This window comes from Metabacillus sp. RB-C-LZQ-3-1, assembly GCF_058315175.1.
Window position 1 is genome coordinate 69,344 of sequence record NZ_JBZFLI010000015.1, and the last position, 18,754, is coordinate 88,097.

21 protein-coding genes are annotated in these 18,754 nt (G+C 37.1%); 6 read left to right on the forward strand and 15 right to left on the reverse strand.

Going from position 1 to position 18,754, the window contains the following annotated elements:
- Nucleotides 1–78: 78 nt before the first annotated feature.
- The 8 genes from AC4GZ8_RS19970 to AC4GZ8_RS20005 form a co-directional block, all read right to left on the reverse strand.
- Nucleotides 79–840 (reverse strand): ABC transporter ATP-binding protein, encoded by a 762-nt coding sequence (locus tag AC4GZ8_RS19970; RefSeq protein WP_491083660.1) that lies wholly within the window; start codon nucleotides 838–840, stop codon nucleotides 79–81.
- The gene (locus AC4GZ8_RS19975; RefSeq protein WP_491083661.1) at nucleotides 837–1,637 is read right to left on the reverse strand and encodes an ATP-binding cassette domain-containing protein; all 801 of its coding nucleotides are present in this window, start codon (nucleotides 1,635–1,637) and stop codon (nucleotides 837–839) included. The genes AC4GZ8_RS19970 and AC4GZ8_RS19975 overlap by 4 nt, the downstream gene beginning before the upstream one ends.
- Nucleotides 1,634–2,482, reverse strand: a complete 849-nt coding sequence (nikC, locus tag AC4GZ8_RS19980; protein WP_491083662.1) for a nickel transporter permease — start codon at nucleotides 2,480–2,482, stop codon at nucleotides 1,634–1,636. The genes AC4GZ8_RS19975 and nikC overlap by 4 nt, the downstream gene beginning before the upstream one ends.
- Nucleotides 2,482–3,426 (reverse strand): nickel ABC transporter permease, encoded by a 945-nt coding sequence (gene nikB / locus AC4GZ8_RS19985; protein WP_491083663.1) that lies wholly within the window; start codon nucleotides 3,424–3,426, stop codon nucleotides 2,482–2,484. The genes nikC and nikB overlap by 1 nt, the downstream gene beginning before the upstream one ends.
- Nucleotides 3,427–4,896, reverse strand: a complete 1,470-nt coding sequence (nikA, locus tag AC4GZ8_RS19990; protein ID WP_491083709.1) for a nickel ABC transporter substrate-binding protein — start codon at nucleotides 4,894–4,896, stop codon at nucleotides 3,427–3,429.
- A 512-nt stretch (nucleotides 4,897–5,408) separates the two neighbouring features.
- Nucleotides 5,409–5,900: a hypothetical protein gene (locus AC4GZ8_RS19995; RefSeq protein ID WP_491083664.1), complete on the reverse strand. Its 492-nt coding sequence runs from the start codon at nucleotides 5,898–5,900 to the stop codon at nucleotides 5,409–5,411.
- A 150-nt stretch (nucleotides 5,901–6,050) separates the two neighbouring features.
- Nucleotides 6,051–6,218, reverse strand: coding sequence for a hypothetical protein (locus AC4GZ8_RS20000; protein WP_491083665.1), 168 nt, complete (start codon nucleotides 6,216–6,218; stop codon nucleotides 6,051–6,053).
- Nucleotides 6,219–6,263: 45 nt separating this feature from the next.
- Nucleotides 6,264–6,809 carry a cupin domain-containing protein gene (locus tag AC4GZ8_RS20005; RefSeq protein ID WP_491083666.1) on the reverse strand — a complete coding sequence of 182 codons (546 nt, stop codon included), beginning with the start codon at nucleotides 6,807–6,809 and terminating at the stop codon, nucleotides 6,264–6,266.
- Between the two features lie 146 nt (nucleotides 6,810–6,955).
- Here AC4GZ8_RS20005 and AC4GZ8_RS20010 point away from each other — a divergent pair, with 146 nt between their 5' ends.
- From AC4GZ8_RS20010 to AC4GZ8_RS20025, 4 genes are all read left to right on the forward strand, one after another.
- Nucleotides 6,956–7,567, forward strand: coding sequence for a LysE family translocator (locus AC4GZ8_RS20010; RefSeq protein WP_491083667.1), 612 nt, complete (start codon nucleotides 6,956–6,958; stop codon nucleotides 7,565–7,567).
- A gap of 236 nt (nucleotides 7,568–7,803) precedes the next feature.
- Nucleotides 7,804–8,946, forward strand: a complete 1,143-nt coding sequence (locus AC4GZ8_RS20015; protein WP_491083668.1) for an NADH-dependent flavin oxidoreductase — start codon at nucleotides 7,804–7,806, stop codon at nucleotides 8,944–8,946.
- A 217-nt stretch (nucleotides 8,947–9,163) separates the two neighbouring features.
- Entirely contained in the window at nucleotides 9,164–10,081 is a 918-nt protein-coding gene (gene hprK, locus AC4GZ8_RS20020) for an HPr(Ser) kinase/phosphatase (RefSeq protein ID WP_491083669.1), read from the forward strand.
- Between the two features lie 380 nt (nucleotides 10,082–10,461).
- Nucleotides 10,462–11,775: an MFS transporter gene (locus AC4GZ8_RS20025; protein WP_491083670.1), complete on the forward strand. Its 1,314-nt coding sequence runs from the start codon at nucleotides 10,462–10,464 to the stop codon at nucleotides 11,773–11,775.
- Nucleotides 11,776–11,881: 106 nt separating this feature from the next.
- Here AC4GZ8_RS20025 and AC4GZ8_RS20030 read toward each other — a convergent pair whose 3' ends face one another.
- The 6 genes from AC4GZ8_RS20030 to AC4GZ8_RS20055 all read right to left on the reverse strand — a co-directional run bounded on the left by AC4GZ8_RS20030 (nucleotide 11,882) and on the right by AC4GZ8_RS20055 (nucleotide 15,964).
- Nucleotides 11,882–12,490, reverse strand: a complete 609-nt coding sequence (locus AC4GZ8_RS20030; protein WP_491083671.1) for a transglutaminase-like domain-containing protein — start codon at nucleotides 12,488–12,490, stop codon at nucleotides 11,882–11,884.
- A 166-nt stretch (nucleotides 12,491–12,656) separates the two neighbouring features.
- Nucleotides 12,657–13,094, reverse strand: coding sequence for a VOC family protein (locus AC4GZ8_RS20035; RefSeq protein ID WP_491083672.1), 438 nt, complete (start codon nucleotides 13,092–13,094; stop codon nucleotides 12,657–12,659).
- Between the two features lie 106 nt (nucleotides 13,095–13,200).
- Nucleotides 13,201–13,608, reverse strand: a complete 408-nt coding sequence (locus AC4GZ8_RS20040; protein ID WP_491083673.1) for a YbaN family protein — start codon at nucleotides 13,606–13,608, stop codon at nucleotides 13,201–13,203.
- A 140-nt stretch (nucleotides 13,609–13,748) separates the two neighbouring features.
- Nucleotides 13,749–14,525, reverse strand: coding sequence for a TerC family protein (locus AC4GZ8_RS20045; protein WP_491083674.1), 777 nt, complete (start codon nucleotides 14,523–14,525; stop codon nucleotides 13,749–13,751).
- A 254-nt stretch (nucleotides 14,526–14,779) separates the two neighbouring features.
- Complete coding sequence (locus AC4GZ8_RS20050) at nucleotides 14,780–14,923, reverse strand: hypothetical protein (RefSeq protein ID WP_491083675.1); 144 nt, start codon at nucleotides 14,921–14,923, stop codon at nucleotides 14,780–14,782.
- Nucleotides 14,924–15,061: 138 nt separating this feature from the next.
- Nucleotides 15,062–15,964 carry a PhzF family phenazine biosynthesis isomerase gene (locus AC4GZ8_RS20055; protein ID WP_491083676.1) on the reverse strand — a complete coding sequence of 301 codons (903 nt, stop codon included), beginning with the start codon at nucleotides 15,962–15,964 and terminating at the stop codon, nucleotides 15,062–15,064.
- Nucleotides 15,965–16,175: 211 nt separating this feature from the next.
- On the opposite strand from AC4GZ8_RS20055, the gene AC4GZ8_RS20060 reads away from it, so the two are divergent.
- Complete coding sequence (locus tag AC4GZ8_RS20060; RefSeq protein WP_491083677.1) at nucleotides 16,176–16,811, forward strand: pentapeptide repeat-containing protein; 636 nt, start codon at nucleotides 16,176–16,178, stop codon at nucleotides 16,809–16,811.
- Nucleotides 16,812–17,061: 250 nt separating this feature from the next.
- Complete coding sequence (locus AC4GZ8_RS20065) at nucleotides 17,062–17,190, forward strand: anti-repressor SinI family protein (protein ID WP_491083678.1); 129 nt, start codon at nucleotides 17,062–17,064, stop codon at nucleotides 17,188–17,190.
- A 449-nt stretch (nucleotides 17,191–17,639) separates the two neighbouring features.
- On the opposite strand, the gene AC4GZ8_RS20070 is transcribed toward AC4GZ8_RS20065, so the two are convergent.
- On the reverse strand, nucleotides 17,640–18,647 hold the full coding sequence (locus AC4GZ8_RS20070) for a DUF3231 family protein (protein ID WP_491083679.1): 1,008 nt from the start codon (nucleotides 18,645–18,647) through the stop codon (nucleotides 17,640–17,642).
- Nucleotides 18,648–18,754: the final 107 nt, after the last annotated feature.

Below are 18,754 nucleotides of genomic sequence, written 5' to 3' on the forward strand. Positions count from 1 at the left end.
ATATACAAAAAAGCACCCTTAGGGAGACTTTAGTCTCTACTCTTTAGGGTACCGTTTATTTTACTGGTTAACGTTCTATTAAAAAATTGAAATGAGCTCTTTTGTATAAGGATGTCGACCTTTTTTTAACAAATCACTACCATTAAATTGATCGACAATGGTCCCTTCTTTCATGACCATAATCCGCTGACTCATTTGATTAACAGCTGCTAGATCATGTGAAATAAACAAGTAAGAGAGATTTAGCGTTTCACGAAGCTCTGTTAGTAAACTAAGCACTGCTCCTTGCGAAATGACATCAAGGCTTGCAGTTGGCTCATCTAAAACAATGACCTCAGGTTCAATGCTGATTGCACGGGCTATGGTTACACGTTGCCGCTGTCCTCCACTTAATTCATGGGGATATCGATTGGCCAAATCCGCTGACATCTCAACAGCTTCAAGAAGCTGCTTTACAAAGGCATCCTTTGAGGTATATGAAAAATAGCTGAGGTTTATTTCATTACGATACTGAGCATAAGGGTCAATCAGTGAGTCCTTTATTTTAAGCTTTGGGTTTAAAGCTGCTGATGGATTTTGAAAAACGATTTGAATCTTTTTTCTAAAAGGGTGCAACTGACGTCCATGAAGATGATCTATTCTTTCACCCTGAAAAAAGATCGAACCACTGTCAATAGATTCAATCCTTAGCAAGCAACGAGCCAGCGTGCTTTTCCCACAGCCGCTCTCACCTACAAGCCCAAGACACTCCCCCTTGTTCAATTCAAATGAGAGGTTATTTACCGCTGTTTTTCCTCCATAATAGGATTTGGTTAATTCTTCTACAGTTAACAGACTCATATAGTTCCTGCCTCCTGTAACCCCGATGCCAAGCCGCGTCCTAGTTTAGGGGCAGCTTGAATTAACTGCTTTGTATATTCATGTTGCGGATGGTCAAGAATACGATGTTTCCCACCTGATTCAACGATTTGCCCTTCCTTCATGACAGCCAGACGAGTAGCATAGCGTTTGACATGACGCCAATCATGGGTGATGAATAAAATTGCACAGCCTGTTTCTTTTTGTCGCTTTGCTAGTAATTCTAGAATCCTGTGCCCGGAGACACTATCTAGTGCCGTCGTTATTTCATCTGCAATTAATAAATCAGGAGACAGCAAAAGCGCCAGAGCTATTGATACACGCTGGAGTTGTCCACCGCTTAGCTGAAATGGGTATCGTTTGTACAAATCTTCATCCAGCCCAACTGAATCAAGAGCAGAGATTGAATTTGTTTTCCGGGTTTCCCTATCAAGAATACCATGGGCTCTCTGATATTCTTCAAAATGCTGACCAATTGTTCTAAAGGGTGTAAAAGAGCCTTGATAATCTTGAAAAATATACGATAGTTTTCGGCCGCGAATTGTCCTCATCTGTTTTGACGATAAAGACATCAAATCTTTATCTTTAAAAAGAATCTTTCCTTCTACCTGCAAATTCGGCGAAAGCATTTGTCCAATTGCTTGTGAGAGCAAGCTTTTTCCGCTCCCGCTTTGCCCCACCAATGCATACCACTCTCCATTACGAATAGAGAGTGATACGTTATCAACAATTTTCTTTTCTCTGCTGCTAATCGATATTTCCTCAATTGATAAAATCATTGCTGCACCTCCTTCTTTACATCAAAACGGTCACGTAAATAATCACCCAACATATTCGTTAGCAGGACAACTGCCACTATAGCTAAACCAGGATAAATCATTAATTCCGGTCTTGACTGAAAGTACGGGCGTGAGTCGTTTAGCATCGCTCCCCATTCCGGGTTTGGGGGCTGTGTCCCAAGTCCAATATATGAAAAAGCAGAAATAAGCAAAATAATCTTGCCAAGATCAAGACTTGCAAGCACAAGCACATGCCCGACAATATGGGGAAATAAATGCCTTTTCATAATTTTACTCATCGATAATCCATTCGTTCGAGCAATTAGCACATAATCTTTTTGAGACTCCGATAAAACCGTACTGCGAACAAGTCGAGCATAACTAACCCATTTGACCATCACAATAGCGAGTACAAGGTTGCCAATCCCCGGCCCAAGTATTCCGCTCAGAACAATTGCGACAATCGTGTCTGGGAATGCTAAAAATCCATCGGCAATTCTCATAAATATCCGATCAATCAATCCCCGCTTAAATCCAGCTATAAGACCAAACGGAATTCCAATCAAAAGAGCCACAGAAAGTGCCATCAAGCTGTAACCGATCGTCTGTTGACCACCTAACAAAAGCCTTGTTAATACATCCCGGCCAAGTTGATCTGTTCCAAGCGGATGCTGTAGGCTCACTCCCTGAAGACGTCCATTGAGATTCGTTAATGTTGGATCGTGACGTAAATAAAAAAAAGTATAAATGGCAACAGCAAAAACAAAAAATACGCAAATAAGCGCCAATACCCCTTGCCATCTGTACTTTTTTTTCTTTTCCAAGCGTACCGACAATCCTTTCATTAGTTGGTCCCTCTTTCTTTTAGTTTTATTTCAGGGTCTAAATACCGGTAAGATAGATCTACACATGTATTTACGATAAAAACAATGATCGCCATGATTAAAATATATCCTTGGATTAGGGGATAATCACGTTGACGTATCGAATCAACAACAAGCTTTCCTATCCCTGGATATGCAAATAAAACCTCTATGACCACTACACCACCAATTAAGCTTCCTAAGCTGACTCCAAATACCGTAATAACAGGCGGGAGACTTTGTCGAAATGCATGGGCTAGAAAGATACGCGGTTCTGACAGCCCTCGGGCTCTCGCTGCACGAATAAATTCCTGACTAAGCGAATCAAGTAAGCTAGAACGAAGTAAACGAACATATACACTTGATATAGCCAGTCCTAGTGTCAGTGACGGCAGGATCAATGAAACAAATCCATCTCTTCCCATGGTCGGAAGCCAGTTAAAACGTACACCGAATAAATCGATAAAAATCAGCCCAAGCCAAAAGCTTGGGATCGCCGCGCCAAGAATAGATAATATTCTACTAACCTGATCAATCCAGCTATTTCGATAAAGGGCAGATAATGATCCTAATGGAATGGAGACAGCGAGCATAACAATTAACGAACCAGCAGCTAATTCGATCGTAGCCGGCAACCCCATTAAAATCATATCCATTACAGGCTGGCCTGTGACATATGACTCCCCAAAATCAAGTTGAATAAAATTAAGCAGCCAATGCCCATACTGAATAAGCAATGGCTTGTTAAATCCCATCTCTTCTTTTAATGCCTCTACTTGTTCCTGACTAACTGATAGCTCATCAACATTCAAAATTGTCAAAACAGGATCACCAGGTGCAAGCCGAACAAACAAAAAACTGACAAATGTAATAAATAACATAAAAAACAGAACTTCCAAGAACTTTCTGGATAGAATTCGAATCATTTACTTCACATCCAACTCGTTTGTAATCATATAATACTCACTTCGCGTTGTTACCCAATTCTTCACTTTGTTATCGTTATAAGCAACAATCGTCGAGGGATGCAAGACAAAGGAATTAATCACATGATCATAGACAAAATCAGCGGCCTGCTCTGAAAGGGCAGCTCGTTCGTCTTGATCGACAGTTTGATTAAGCTTGTCAATGATTTCAGTCAATTCAGGCTCGTGAGCTCCACTAAAGTTAAGGGCTCCAGTCGGGTGATAGGTTGCATTTAAATAATAGCCTGCATCACCACGCGGAGCTGTTAAATTACTATAAGTAGCCAAATCCCAGTCACGGTTTGATGCCATGTATTCCTCAGGTGTATCGATCTGGCGAATGTCTACTTCAATTCCAATTTGCTTTGCATCTGATTGAAATACTTGAGCAATTAATGGCAAGTCTGCTCTTGCGCTATAGGTTAATAGAGTAAATGTGAGAGGTTCTCCATCTTTTTGCATGATTCCGTTTTTAAGGGTATAGCCTGCTTCTTCTAAGTATTTAACAGCTTGATCTGATCCAGTTTCTCTTTTTTCATACGATGGGGCGAATGGCAGTGATGGTAAAAATGGCCCAACGGCAGGTTCTGCATAGCCTAAAAGAATCGTATCAACAATCTCCTGGCGATTAATCAATGCATCCACAGCGCGACGCACATTGATATCCTGCATGCTTTCACGTTCCATATTCATCGTCATTTGATGTACGCGGAATGTCGCAGTCGATTCAACTTCTATACCGCCTTGTGCTTGAAGCGATTCCAAGCTTTCGACCTCTGGACGATAAACGATGTCCACTTGCCCAGATGTAAGAGCAAGTGAACGAGCATTTGCATCTTCATTAAAAGCGAATGTTACGGAGTCAAGTTTTGAAGCTCCATCCCAATAATTATCATAGCGCTCAAGCTCAAGTTTACTTCCAGGTGTAAATGACTTTAAGATAAAAGGTCCAGTTCCAACCGGTTTATTGACAATATCCTCTTCTGTTACATCAATAATCGAAACATTTGGGTTAACAAGTTCTGAAACAAACTCTGGAAAAGGCTCCTTCGTAGAAATATGCAATGTATAACCATCTGCCTCAATCTTATCGATTTTGAGTGCGTTTTGAATAGCAACACTCTCCTGTAAAGCACGTTCAAGCGAGGCTTTTACTGCTAACGCATCCATTTTCTTACCATTTTGGAATGTCACATCTTCACGAAGTTTAATTGTCCAATGCTTGCCATCCTCACCTTCCCAGCTCTCTGCTAGCCAGGGTGCAATTGTTAAATTTTCTTCATCTAATCGAACCAAAGTTTCAGTTATTCCTGCTCTTAACGGAATATAACTTGAGTCAACATGGGGATCTAGAGAATTAGTGGAGAAATTATAAAGAAAACTGATATGCTTCTCTTTTGAGTTATCCCCTGCAGTACCTTCTGATCCCATACAACCACTTAGCAAGAAGACACATGCGAATAAAATACTAAACTGAATTCTTATGTATTTATGAAAACTATTAATCCTTAACGAGCTATTTATTAAATTCATAGTCATTCTCCTTTGGAAAATCATAATCATTTCGATTTAGATTCTATCGTAATGATTACGATTTGACAAGGGCAAATTTTCATAAAAAGATTTATTGCTGTTTTTAGCTATGCTTCTATTAAGTATTCAATATATGCACAATACTAGTTACATAACAACAAAGTTTACGAAAACTACCTTTTTTGATAAGGCTGTTCTCGCATACTTTATTGTTTATCATGCAGGTAACGTGAGAAAGGCCGTTCATTGCGCTCCAGACATTTTCTTTCCGCTACCTCCCGCAGGGGTCAAGTGTCTTCCGCTCCATTCCACTAATCTTTTAAAAATTAGTATTCAATAGCAACAATCTTTAAGAAAACAGCCTTTAAAAAAGACCATTCTACGTGTAGAATGATCCCAAGGTTCTTCACTTACTTGTTTTCCTGAGGCTGAATAAATTTATTCAAGCTTCTGATTTTTTCAACTATGTATTGAAAACCGTATAATAGGTACGCTTTATAATGAATATAAATAAAGAACTGTATATGGTTTAACCTATTTAACCGTATGATTTTAAATTTTTTAAGAATATTCATTAACACAAAAGCAAAGGCTCCATCTGCAATCGCATTAAGCGTGATAAACTTTTTAAAGTTTCCGTATGAATACTTAAGTAACCACATGGAAAGAGGCATATATGGGCCGACACTAAAAGGCAGCTCGTCTTTTATGAATGATTTGCGCTTATCATAAAACTTCCACCAATTTCGTTTGTTTCCATACAAATGATTCATAATCTCAAACACGATAATAAAAATCCCTGCCAAAGAATAGCGCTTAACACTTTTCTTTCCTATGAATAATAATGTTAACCATGGAAAGATGATGATAGATAGATTAAACAGTAAATGCCTCTTCGTCACACAAAACCACCTCAACTACTTTTTACTCCTATACAGAATATCCAATTCCTAATAAAAACAACGCTGATTTGGGAAGTTTTTAAATTTGAAATGAATATTTTAAAAAAGCAGTAAAAAGGTAAACACCTGAAAATTCAAAACTCAGAACCCCTACTTCTTCTTCCTCTCTTCCCTAACTGATAAAATATGAGCTTCAGCACCGTAGTTTATTCGAATGGTTTTTCTGGCGTCCACGGGTGTTCTCGCTGTGACAGGTTCCCTTAGCTTTTCTCCTTTTATTTCCATCTCTACAATAAAACATTTTGAACCGCATCTCATATAGATTCCTCCTTTCTAGCAAAAATACGATGCATCTTCACACTCTTAAAAAGCTGGAGGGGTGACTGAAAATAAGATAGCTGCGTTTTTATTAAATGGATTTTCCCACTTATGCTTCATATGTTTTGGAATCCTGACACTATCACCTGCTTCCAATATGTATTCTTCGTCATTTAAATAAATTTTCATTTTCCCTTCCAAAACAAAGGCAACCTCTTCTCCTTTATGTTCCAATAGCTTCTCAGAGGATGATGTATTTGGGGGAAGATTCATAATGGCAGTTGCCAAGGTTCCTGTAAACTCTGGAGAAACGAGCTCATACGATACATTCTCTACCATCATCTTCGTTCTTTGATTAGACCTCACCACTAAATCCGATGTATTTATTTCCTCTAGTAAAAAACTAAATGTGGGAACCTCAAGAACTTTGGCCAAAACCTTAAGAGTTTGAATAGACGGATTCGCTAATCCCCTTTCAATCTGACTTAACATAGAAGGTGTGATCTCAGCTAATTTGGCTAACTCCCTGCTGCTTAATCCTTTCTCCTTCCTAAAACGCTCAACCTTTTTTCCGATATCTATATTTTCCATTGTTACAACCCTTTCTATTTAAATATAATTTAATTAAATTAAATAAAATTAAACTATATCTGTTAAATGCGTTAAACTAAATTTAATAATAATTAAATTATATTTTATCCAATCCCTTGTAACAAGATCATAAAGGAGTGATAAAAATGAATGATTTTTTTACTTTTTTAGTCCTATCACTATTTGTTGTGATGAGCCCTGGTATCGATACAGCACTTATTACAAAAAGAACAATTGCTGACGGAAGAAAGAATGGCTACAAAATGGCATTAGGTATTACAACTGGCTCTCTCGTCCATACAATCGCTGCTGCATTTGGTCTTTCAGCCATTCTTGTCCAATCAGTTATTGCGTTTGAAATCGTAAAATATGTTGGTGCCATTTATTTGATCTATCTTGGCATTTCTTCTTTTATTACAAGAAAGAAAAATAAAGCCGCTATCCAAGAAGCTCCTATGAGGAAATCAGCTTTTAAACAAGGATTATTATCAAACGTACTAAACCCAAAAGTGGCGATGTTTTTTATTACCTTTCTCCCTCAATTCGTAAAATCCGGAACAGATGTTACGATTCAACTCATTTCAATGGGCGTTATTTATACCTTTCTTTCAATCAGCTGGTTTTTTCTGTACGTGTTCTTTATCAACTATCTTCGTGAATGGCTCATGTCGGAAAAAGTACAAAAGATCATGGATAAGACGACTGGTCTGATCTTAATAGGTTTTGGTTTGAAGCTTGCATTAGAAAAACAACAATAATGAATGACGATAAATGGAGTATGAGACACCGAAGCTTTTACTGAGCTTGTCATAAATTTCGATGAAAGGAACAAAATGAATGTTTAGTCAAAATCAGATTCTTTACCATCGTACAAATAATCGATTTTTCCCATTTATGTTTTCATAAAGTTCAACCGTTAAGTTAAGCATATTGATGTACAAATCAAATTTGTTATTTTAACATAGCACTATTCTTATAAAGGAGGGAAAATAAATTGAACGAGCGCAGCAAACCTTTATTATCTCCATATACATTACCGAATGGAGTAGAATTAAAAAACCGTATTGTCATGGCACCGATGACGAACTTTTCTTCTAATCAAGATGGAACGGTTACTGATGCAGAAGTAAACTATTATGTTAGACGTTCTAAAGGAGTTAGCATGGTTATTACAGCTTGTGCCTATGTGACTCCAAATGGAAAAGGATTCCATGGAGAATTTGGGGCAGACTCCGATGAGATGATCCCCAGCTTAAGAAAGCTTGCATCAAGCATTAAAGAGCAGGGTGCAAAAGCAGTATTGCAAATTTTCCATGGTGGCAGAATGTGTCCTCCAGAGCTGGTACCGAATGGGGAAATTGTCAGTGCAAGTGCTATTCCAGCTGAAAAAGGCGGTGCTTCCACAGAGGAGCCGGATGTAAGACCTAGAGCATTAACAGAAACAGAGGTCGAAGAAATGATCAATGCCTTTGGTGAAGCAACTCGCCGCGCGATTGAAGCTGGTTTTGACGGAATTGAGATTCACGGTGCCAATGGCTATTTGATTCAACAGTTTTTCTCCCCTCATTCAAATAGACGTGAGGATCGCTTTGGAGGCAGTCTTGAAAAACGAATGGCGTTTCCATTAGCGGTCGTGGATACAGTGAAACGTGTTGTTCAAGAACATGCAACATCCCCTTTTATTGTTGGATATCGTTTTTCGCCAGAGGAACCTGAAACACCTGGAATTACAATGGATGAAACTCTTGTCCTAGTCGATTCTTTAGCAAATAAAGGTCTTGATTATTTGCATGTTTCATTATTTGACTTCTTTTCAACGCCTAGAAGAGGTGTGGACGATTTAAAGAAAACTCGTATTGATTATTTACAAGAAACCATTAACAACCGAGTTCCCCTCATTGGTGTTGGTTCGATTTATACAGCTGAGGATGCACATAAAGCATTTGAAACTGGAGTTCCACTTCTTGCTCTTGGCAGAGAACTTATTATTGACCCTGATTGGGTTCAAAAGATCTCAGAAGGAAATGAAGATGAAATTGTAACAGAAATTAATAAAGACAACCAAAAAGAATTGGTCATTCCAGATCCTTTATGGAATGCTATTGTCAACACACCTGGTTGGTTCCCAGGGGTTTAATCTTTCCTTTATAATAAGCATCCAGTCGCAAACCTTTAAGGTTTTGTGATTGGATGCTTTTATTTTTCATCACTTTCTATATAAAATCATCATTTATGTGACATTTAACCATATTAATGGATATCTACTAGTAAAGTCAGCTATTATTAAATACGGTAAAATGCTATTGTGCTTATTGAACAATTACATTTCCTCAAGGAAGGAGAGTTTCTACGAATTGAAATTATTAACCGTTGAACATTTAGTTCAAAAGTTTTCATTAAAGGTCCTAGCTGGAAAAGATAAATTACAACAACCGATTACTCAACCTAGATCTCACCGTCCTGGCTTAGAATTCGTTGGTCATTTTGATTTCTTTCCAACTGAACGAATTCAAATACTCGGAAGAAAAGAAATTACCTATTTACATAAATTAAGCTTAGACGAGCGACAATTCCGAATCGGCAATATCGTTAAATACCACCCACCTTGTTTTATCGTGACAGCAGGTGAAGAAGGTCTAACCTATTTAAAACAATATTGTCTTGAAGAGGGAATTCCTCTATTATGTACATACGAGCCGGAAACAACCTCAGAATTTATCACAAAGCTTGATGCCTATATGGTCAAATCACTAGCACCAGAAACCGCTATACACGGAGTATGTATTAATGTCTATGGAATGGGGATCTTAATTCGAGGTAAATCAGGCGTTGGGAAAAGTGAGACAGCGCATACATTAATTGGCCGAGGTCACAGGCTTGTGGCTGATGATATTGTTGTGTTAAAAAAGCTTAGTCCGACTACGATTCTCGGTACTCATGACGAAAAAACGAAGGAATTCCTTTCCTTACGAAGTATTGGCCTTTTAAATGTCGTTCGATTATATGGCAGAAAGGCTTTTCAGGACGAAACGAGAATTGCGCTAGATATTGAACTGACAAAATGGCAAAAGGATAGCCTTAATAATGATTTAGAGAATGAAACAAAATTTACTGAATATATGGGTGTTAAAATCCCGCATATTGAAATTCAACTCCAACCCGGCCGTGACGTGGCAGGGTTAATTGAAGCAGCGGCCAATAATTGGCTCCTTAAGCAGCAAGGCTATAGTGCGGCAGAGGAGTTCTTAAAACGTCTTGAATCTGAGTTTTAGGCTTCCTTAATTCTTAAACTTTTGAAAATGAAGTTCACACAATTAAGAGGCAGACACTGTAAGAATTTACAGCATATAGCCTCTTCCTTTATATAGGTAGCTAATCAAGTTCTACATATAATTGCGTCATACTCCCATGGTTGCACCGATTTTACACGATATCGCATCGGTTTCCCTTCTTGTTGCGTAAGCTTTACTTATTATCGCGTCACTTCTCCTTTTCATCGCATCTTCTCATAGAAAAAACATAGGACCAAATTTTTAAAAAATCTTTTTTATTTTCTTATGTTTCAATCAACTGTAATATATTGGTTAAGGGGTTCATGATTGTAGGTTCATTTTCATGAGCCCATAACCATCTATAGGAGGTGCAGAATGAATTGTTAAATAAATCGAAACTGGAGCCTGTTTGGTTGCAAGAGTATATTGATTCACCAGAAAAACAACAAAAGCTTTATAAAAGAACTTTAAAAATTGTCATCCTATCACAGATTTTTGGAGGGGCTGGACTTGCAGCAGGTATAACGGTAGGAGCGCTTTTAGCACAGGATATGCTCGGAACAGAAAGTGCAGCAGGCATTCCAGTTGCATTACTCACATTAGGATCAGCAGGGGCTGCCTTACTAGTGGGCCGACTTTCACAGCGTTTTGGACGCAGAATAGGACTGTCAGGCGGATTTCTTGCGGGTGGACTGGGAGCAATCGGAATTATCGTCGCCTCCTTAATTAACAGTGTCATGCTATTATTCGCTTCTCTTCTTATTTATGGAGCTGGTACCGCCACAAATTTGCTAACACGATACGCTGGTACTGATCTGGCAACACCTAAACAAAGGGCAACTGCAGTGAGTATGGCGATGGTGTCAACAACCTTTGGTGCTGTAGCAGGGCCAAACCTTGTTGATGTAATGGGAGATTTTGCACAATCAATTGGTATTCCAACCTTGGCTGGTCCCTTCATCTTAGCTGCCGCTGCCTTTATCCTAGCTGGGCTTGTTCTCTTTATTTTCCTTCGTCCAGATCCTTTGATTGTGTCTACAGCGATAGCGAAAGCTCAGGAGAAAAATAATTTGGATCAAGGGAAACGGAATACTGAACTTTCTGTACAAAATAAAAGCGGAATTGTCGTTGGTGCTACGATTATGGTGTTAACACAATTGGTTATGGTCGCCATTATGACGATGACACCAATTCATATGGAGCATTATGGCCATGGATTGAGAGCAGTAGGATTAGTCATAGGTTTTCATATAGGGGCTATGTATTTACCTTCGCTTTTTACTGGACTGTTAGTAGATAAGGTTGGGCGTACTGCTATGGCCGTTGCCTCTGGTGCCACACTTTTGTGCTCTGGATTGTTGGCTGCATTTGCGCCAGGTCACTCAATGATTCTGCTTATCTGCGCTCTTATTTTGCTTGGTATTGGATGGAACTTTGGTCTAATAAGCGGAACTGCACTTATTATCGATGCCACACATCCAACTGTTCGTGCAAAAACACAAGGATCTGTTGATGTCTTAGTTGCATTATCAGGTGCCTCTGGCAGTGCATTATCAGGGATGGTCGTTGCTCATTCAAGCTATGCAACATTATCACTTTCTGGAGCTATTCTGTCCTTGTTGCTGATTCCTGTAGTGGTTTGGTCTCATCGTACAAAAGCAAAGGAAATGAGTAAAAAAGGCTTTCAAGCGTAAGCTCTTGGTTTTAGCCTCGGATCATTAAGACACAAATAAATAGAAGACGTACTTTATCTTCTATTTATTTGTGATTAAGCTCGCGGTAAATCCTTGGAAACACATCTTATAGACTTTCAGGCAAATTGTTCATATACATCTCTACTATATCTGTATTCTCCTTTAAAACAGTGATTGTTTTTATATTTGGCTTTTTGAAAATAACAGGATAGTCCTTCTCATCAAATTTCTCATTAACCGAAAACGCCAATTTTTCTTGATCTAAAGAAAATTGAGCATCAACTCCAGTTTTATTCCCCCGAGCATCTATACGTATCCATTTTTCTACTGATTTAAGATAAACGGCATTTAGAGCATGTAATGAATATCCCTTCTCAGGAGTATCGAACAACATTAATCGCTGGTAACAAAAACCTGTCGGAATCCCTTGTGACCGCAATAGTGCCGCCAATAAATTTGATTTGGCATAACAAATTCCTTCTTTATCCTTTAATACATCTGATGCTTTACATGTAACTCTTGTCCCTTTTATATCCCAAGAATGTGATATCTTATCTCGAACAAATTCAAAAGCAACCTTTGCCTTTTCAATATCTGATTGAGTTGGATTAAAGAGTTCCTCGATTTTTGTTTTAATTATTTGATGTGAAAAATCAACTTCATTTAATTCGAGTAAGTAATCTTCTATTTTGTTAGATTCGCAAATCAATTTCATGAAAACCCCCTCCTTCCTCATGTGTATTTATTCACATATAGGTATTATTATACAAATATACAAAAGGTTCTTCCTTATTAATTTACACTCATCTCGAATCTCAAAATAAAATGATACTTTTCAAACATCCACTATTTTTTGGACAAACAGCAGTAAAACACCATTGTTAAAGTTCACGCATTGAACCTAATACAATGTTATATCCATCTGGATCTTTGATACATGTATTCTTAAATTCCCATATACCATGAGTATCAGTAAAAGGCTCTACTGCAATAAACCCGCCATTACCACGAATCTCTTCAACAAGAAGGTCAAAATCATCCCAACTAACGTGAATATATGTATCCCATCCGAAGTTTGGTCCTTCCCAACCGGTTGGATAATCTTGACGTTTTTTCGATAAAGCATTTGGTCGCACATCTTCTTGAGAGCTTGCCTGTTGAAGAATAATAATCATGCCGTCCCGTTCTGCGTGTCCCCAATTATCCACCTTGCATCCAAGAACATCTCGGTAGTATCTTTGTGATTTTTCCAGATCAGAAACTAAACGTACTTGAAGGCTCTGCCCAAATTTCCCTTTTGGTTTTGATGCTTCCATCATTTCATCTCACACCCTCGTTCACAAAAATTGGTTTTAAAATACAACTATTTAGTTTCTATAACCACCTATGTATCCCTCTTTTTTATCAATAATACCTTTTAAGAATTTAAGAAATTTTATGTTTCGAACGATCTTGGCGAATTGTCTTGATTTTCTTTATGAAATAATAGTGTTTGTAGAGGGCGAGCAGGATCAACAGAATTCTCGCTAAAAGAAGATCTATATAAAAAATAGAAATGATGATGAAGAAATCAGCAATTAAATTAATGCGAATTTTTTCTTTTCGTGTCATGCCTTTTTTCTGTAAAAATCCTACAACATATTTTTTATATAATGAGGTGTTCTTGAACCAGTTTTCCACTGACTTTGAGCTTTTCGCAAAGCAAAAAGCGGCGAATAAGTAAAACGGACCACCTGGCAGAACAGGCAACACAGTCCCTGCAACTCCAATCACCAGTGATATAAATCCAAGAATCATAAACAGGATACTTTTCACTTTCTTAATTGTATTCACCTACCCCTTTTATGGAAATATGCGATTTCGAAAAAGCCCTATTTAATTTTACCATTTATTTCTTACTTGTTTGTTAAAAAAAAGTGAGTTAATTCCATGGAATTAACTCACCAATTTATGGTTACATTAGTATTGACTCCTTAAGAACTTTTTTCCTGCAGTGACTTCTTATTGCTAGGTGCAAACCAACCAAGCAGGGCAATACCGACTAATACTCCATAAAAGATCAGAGTCCAAACAGTACTGTGTGGAAAATGATGATCTAAGACACCTATATCCTCATGAGCAAGGGTAATGATAGCCAGTTTAACACCAACCCATGCAACAATTGCATATGCTGTCGTTTCTAATGCCGGACGTTTTGCAAGAAGCTGTACAAACCAAGTTGCAGCAAACTTAATTAAGACAAGACCAGCAATCCCTCCAAGGAGAACGACAATAAACTGTCCTCCATCCATACCACCAAAATTATCTAGAGGTGAATCTGGAAGACCTAGGGCAAGAGCAACCGCTGCTAGAATCGAATCAATGGCAAAAGCGAGGTCAGCTATTGCAATCTTTCCTACCGTTGGCCAGAAACCTTTTCCACGAGCTTCCTTTTCATCATCCTTATGAATGTCCTCATTTTCTTTCCCGAATTTTGCTTGAATAACATGCTTTAACCCGAGGTAAAGAAGATAAGCAGCCCCAGCCGCCTGTATTTGCCAGATGTTTGCAATAAAAGAAATGGCGAAGAGTGCCCCAAATCTGAATACGAAAGCCATAATGATTCCGTAATTGATCGCTCTTTTTTTCTGATCTTCTGGTAAATGCTTAGCTATTACTGCTAGAACAAGAGCATTGTCAGCTGATAATAATCCTTCTAATCCAATTAGAATTAACAATGCCCAAGCATATTCCAGCCATATTGATTCCATCGTCCTCTCTCCTTACTATATCTATAATATTTATCTAAATGTCTCGGTACCTTTAGACTTCCCGATAAAGTCACTGGTACACCTAGAGAATAATGTTAAAAATGATTTATTCAGCTCCCTTTCGATTATTTAATCACCGTCTTTTGTACTTTTACATTTTATATATACATTTAAATTCCTCTTGACCCGGCATTTAGACTAAGTCAGGAGGAATTTAATCATGCACTAATGATAAGACCTTAATGGCTTATACATTAAAAAAAGGATTTCATAACCTCCGTTTTTTCATTGCATTGTGTACACTTATAGTCAATGACCAAAGCATCCTCATATGCATGATGAAGTGTTTCTTCCTTGCAATTCTCACAATACTTTATCATTTGAGCCTCAACCGCCAACGTAATACCTCCGTTCCTTTCTACTGTTTATAAGGAGTGTTACAAATCATTTTATTTATCTCCGATGCAGGAACGTTTTAACCGCCTTTTCACCTGCAACCTAATAAAACGAATGATACTTGGCATATTCGGGCAAACTTATTTTGAATACAAGGTGATTTCAAATTCTTTTACATATACTGCATTTCCTGTAATCTCAATATCATAATTGTCTTCGACTTTAGAGACCTTTACCATAACCCTGCCGTCTTTTCCAATTTCCTGACCTTGCTCGACTGTAAGGTGTAAAGGGTCTTCAATTGATGTTTTTAAATAGTTGGCATAATATGCTCCCATTACTCCTGAAGCAGTTCCAGTAACTGCATCTTCTATTGTGCCAGAATAAGGAGATGAAAAGTGCCGGGCATGCATAACAGCATTATGATCATATGCCTCCAAACAAAAAGGATGAATAGACGCTTTTGGCATTTCCTTTAATATTTCAGGAAATAACTTATTATTAGGCTTCATTTTATTAAATGAAGCCAGTTTAGCTATTGGAATTAGCAATGTCCAAGTTCCTGTACTACCATAAAGAATTGGTAATTCTTCAACAATTTCTTCTTTTGACAATCGGATTGAATAGGCCAATTCTTCAATTGAACCATTAAATTCTTGAAACTGTGGTGATGCCTGTTTCATTGTTATGTATAGTTCGCCTTCAGAATCTTTTTTCATCCTTATTGGTAATACACCTGCTTTGGTCTCAATGGTAAATTCCATTTTATCATCGAAAAACCCCGCCCTACTTAACGCATATACAGTCGCTATTGTGGCATGTCCACAGAGATTCATTTCATGACCTGGAGTAAAATAACGGATCCTAAGATCAGCAATATCGGATTTAATCGGAAAAGCAGTTTCATTAAACCCTACTTTTAAAGCAATTTCTTGCATTTCCTCCTCTGTTAGACCATCTCCATCGACAACAACACCAGCGGGATTCCCTTTATTCGGTTCTTTGCTAAATGCATCGTAATGATAAACCTTTACCGATTTCACTCATAAAACCGCCTTTCATCCCGAAAAGGTTTTATTTCACATCTATAATTTACCATTAATTTCACTAGCCTGGTTAAAAAAATTAAAAATATTATCCAATAGTAAGATTGCACATAACCCCCTCAAAAAAGAAAGACTTATTATTTAGTAAAAAATTCTCTATAGTAACATACGAATACATTTTTATACCTTAGATAGAGAGGAAAATTATATGAAGATTGAATCACCTAGAATACAACATGATTTACCTTTGAGAAATTTTCATGATATTTTTTATGAGGAAGACCCTGAATTGGAGTTATGTCAAATAAATGATGCTAATTTTGAAAATGAAGTATTACCCAAAGCACGTTTATATAAGATGATCTTAAAAAATTGCAAGTTTCATCATACCGACTTTTCCAATATTGATATCACAGATGTCATTTTTGATAACTGCGATTTTTCTAATGCCAAAATGGGTCATTCCTCTATACATAGAGTTAAATTTGTGAACTGTAAATTACTAGGTGCTGACCTTACAGAGTCTAGCTTTGGCAATGTCCACTTTCATCATTCTTTACTTAATTTATCTGCTTTTGGGAATTCAAAACTAGAAAAAGTGGTATTTCAAGATACCTCTTTAGAAAGTTCTGATTTTTATGATTGCCGATTTAAAAAAATCGAATTTACATCATGTAATATAAATAGTGCAAGCTTTGAAAGAACATCACTTAAAGGCATAGACATTAGCACTTCAACTTTCCAAACACTTAGTGTTTCATTATCAGACCTAAAAGGTTGTAAAGTTTCAACTTACCAAGCCATTCAATTTGCCGCATTATTAGGGTTAATTATTATGGATTGATCTAATATCGAAATTTTTCTTGCACAAACTGGAAAACCTCTTAAATTTATTAATCGTTTTTCTTCAATAATATTAGGCGTGAACTCATAAATGCTCACGCCTGATTGGCCATAGATGACACTGTATCATTTCAAAAAAATTTTCGAAAAATGTAATAATTTTTGTCGAAAAAAAATCATTGATATATATGTAAAAACATCCCATAATTTACCTTAAAGAAGTATATTAAATACATATTTAAGGAGTCATTATGGATCAAAAATCAGTTCAAGAAACTTTAGATAAAGAGTGGGAGGAATTGATCCTTTCCGCTCTAGAGATAGGCATAACAATTGAGGAAATTAGAGAGTTCTTAAATAAATTTCCTAGCCCTGAATAAGGGTTTTTATAGAACTGATTTTCAAGCAAAGTACGCATTATATCATGCACACAACATTTAGTATGATATGAACATCATATAGAGCTAAAAAAGGATGATATTTAAATGCTATTTCCATTTCGTAATGATATCTCCGCAAAACATTAATTCCTTATCTAAAAGAACTTGATGAAGCTTCTTGGAACAAGCAGTCAGTCATTTATCCAAAATCAATTTCATTGATTTTTTCTCACATAGCTCAAAGCGAAGATTTCTGGGTTAATAACTTTTTCCGATGGATGGGTACCTCCTTCTAAGCCGAATGTAAACTGGCTATATCATCATGTATATACTCATGAGGCATATCACGTTGGATAGATTGCAATCATCGCTAAACTTAACGAGCTAAAAAAGCCCTTATTTTAAAGTAGACACTTTACAAGAAGGATGGTATTTCATTGCTTTGATCCCTAGTTTTGTGCCAAGTCCTCATGATCTGTCGCTAAAGGAGGCTGTTCCATCCATTCATTTTCAATAAGCAAGTTCATAGCATCTTCTGCTAGAACGCCTATTTCTGCAATCATTTTTGCATAATTTGCTGCCAAATCCCTTCTTTGGCAAAATGACATTGCCTCTGCATAATACCCAATCGCTGAGGAGAGCAGCATAGATATAAAAAACAACATAAGCTTATCGGAAAATGGAGGAAGGGTTGAATCCGTTACCTCAGAATCAAAAGTTCTAGGAATGTGTAAATGATCTTCCTTTAACATTTTAGATAGGATTTCATAATGATGTTGACAAACTGACATTGCCCTTTTCATATAATCCCGAACATCTTTAGATTGAGCTACTTGGCTAAACCCCAATTCTAATACTATTTTTGTCATTGTCTTTTGCAGGTTAAGATAAGTGCCGCTAACTTCAACTGCACTAATAGGTCTTCGTTTTCCAAACCAGCCTGTTAAAAAGTTTTGCTTCTTTATAAACTCAACTTTCTGGTGTTTATGAAAAGTAGGTGATTTGCTAACAATCCCTTTATTTTCAAGAACCTTAGTAGTAAAATCATATAATTCAACAGACTCAGCTAATACTTTCTTAAAATATTTCCTTTGGTCCTCTCTGATGGCTCCCCCCATCGCACCGGCATATCTTGTCATACCGTGAATAGACATGATTTGAGTAAAAACAATAATATATGTATCTGTAAAAAGAGCAGGTGCTTCTAATGTGACATCCTCATCAGTAAACCCCTTTGGAGTTGGATAATTTTCCTTTGATAGAAAACCTTTTATCTTTTGAAGATGACTTTCCGATAATTCAAGTGCATATTGTATTACACCTTTAATGTCATGATCCTGTACGTTTTTAATAAAATAACGAAACAAACAGCGTGAGAGGCTATCATTCATATATTGTGACCAAAGATTTGCTAGTTCTGAAGAAGTCATTCTACTATTATGATTAATTATTTCCATTTCAACCTCCTAAAGAATTGGCCTCACTAGTTTATCCAAATCAATGATGATCATAATGAAAAATGTTAATTATCTAAAGAACAGCTATACTGAAGGAGTTTGGACCT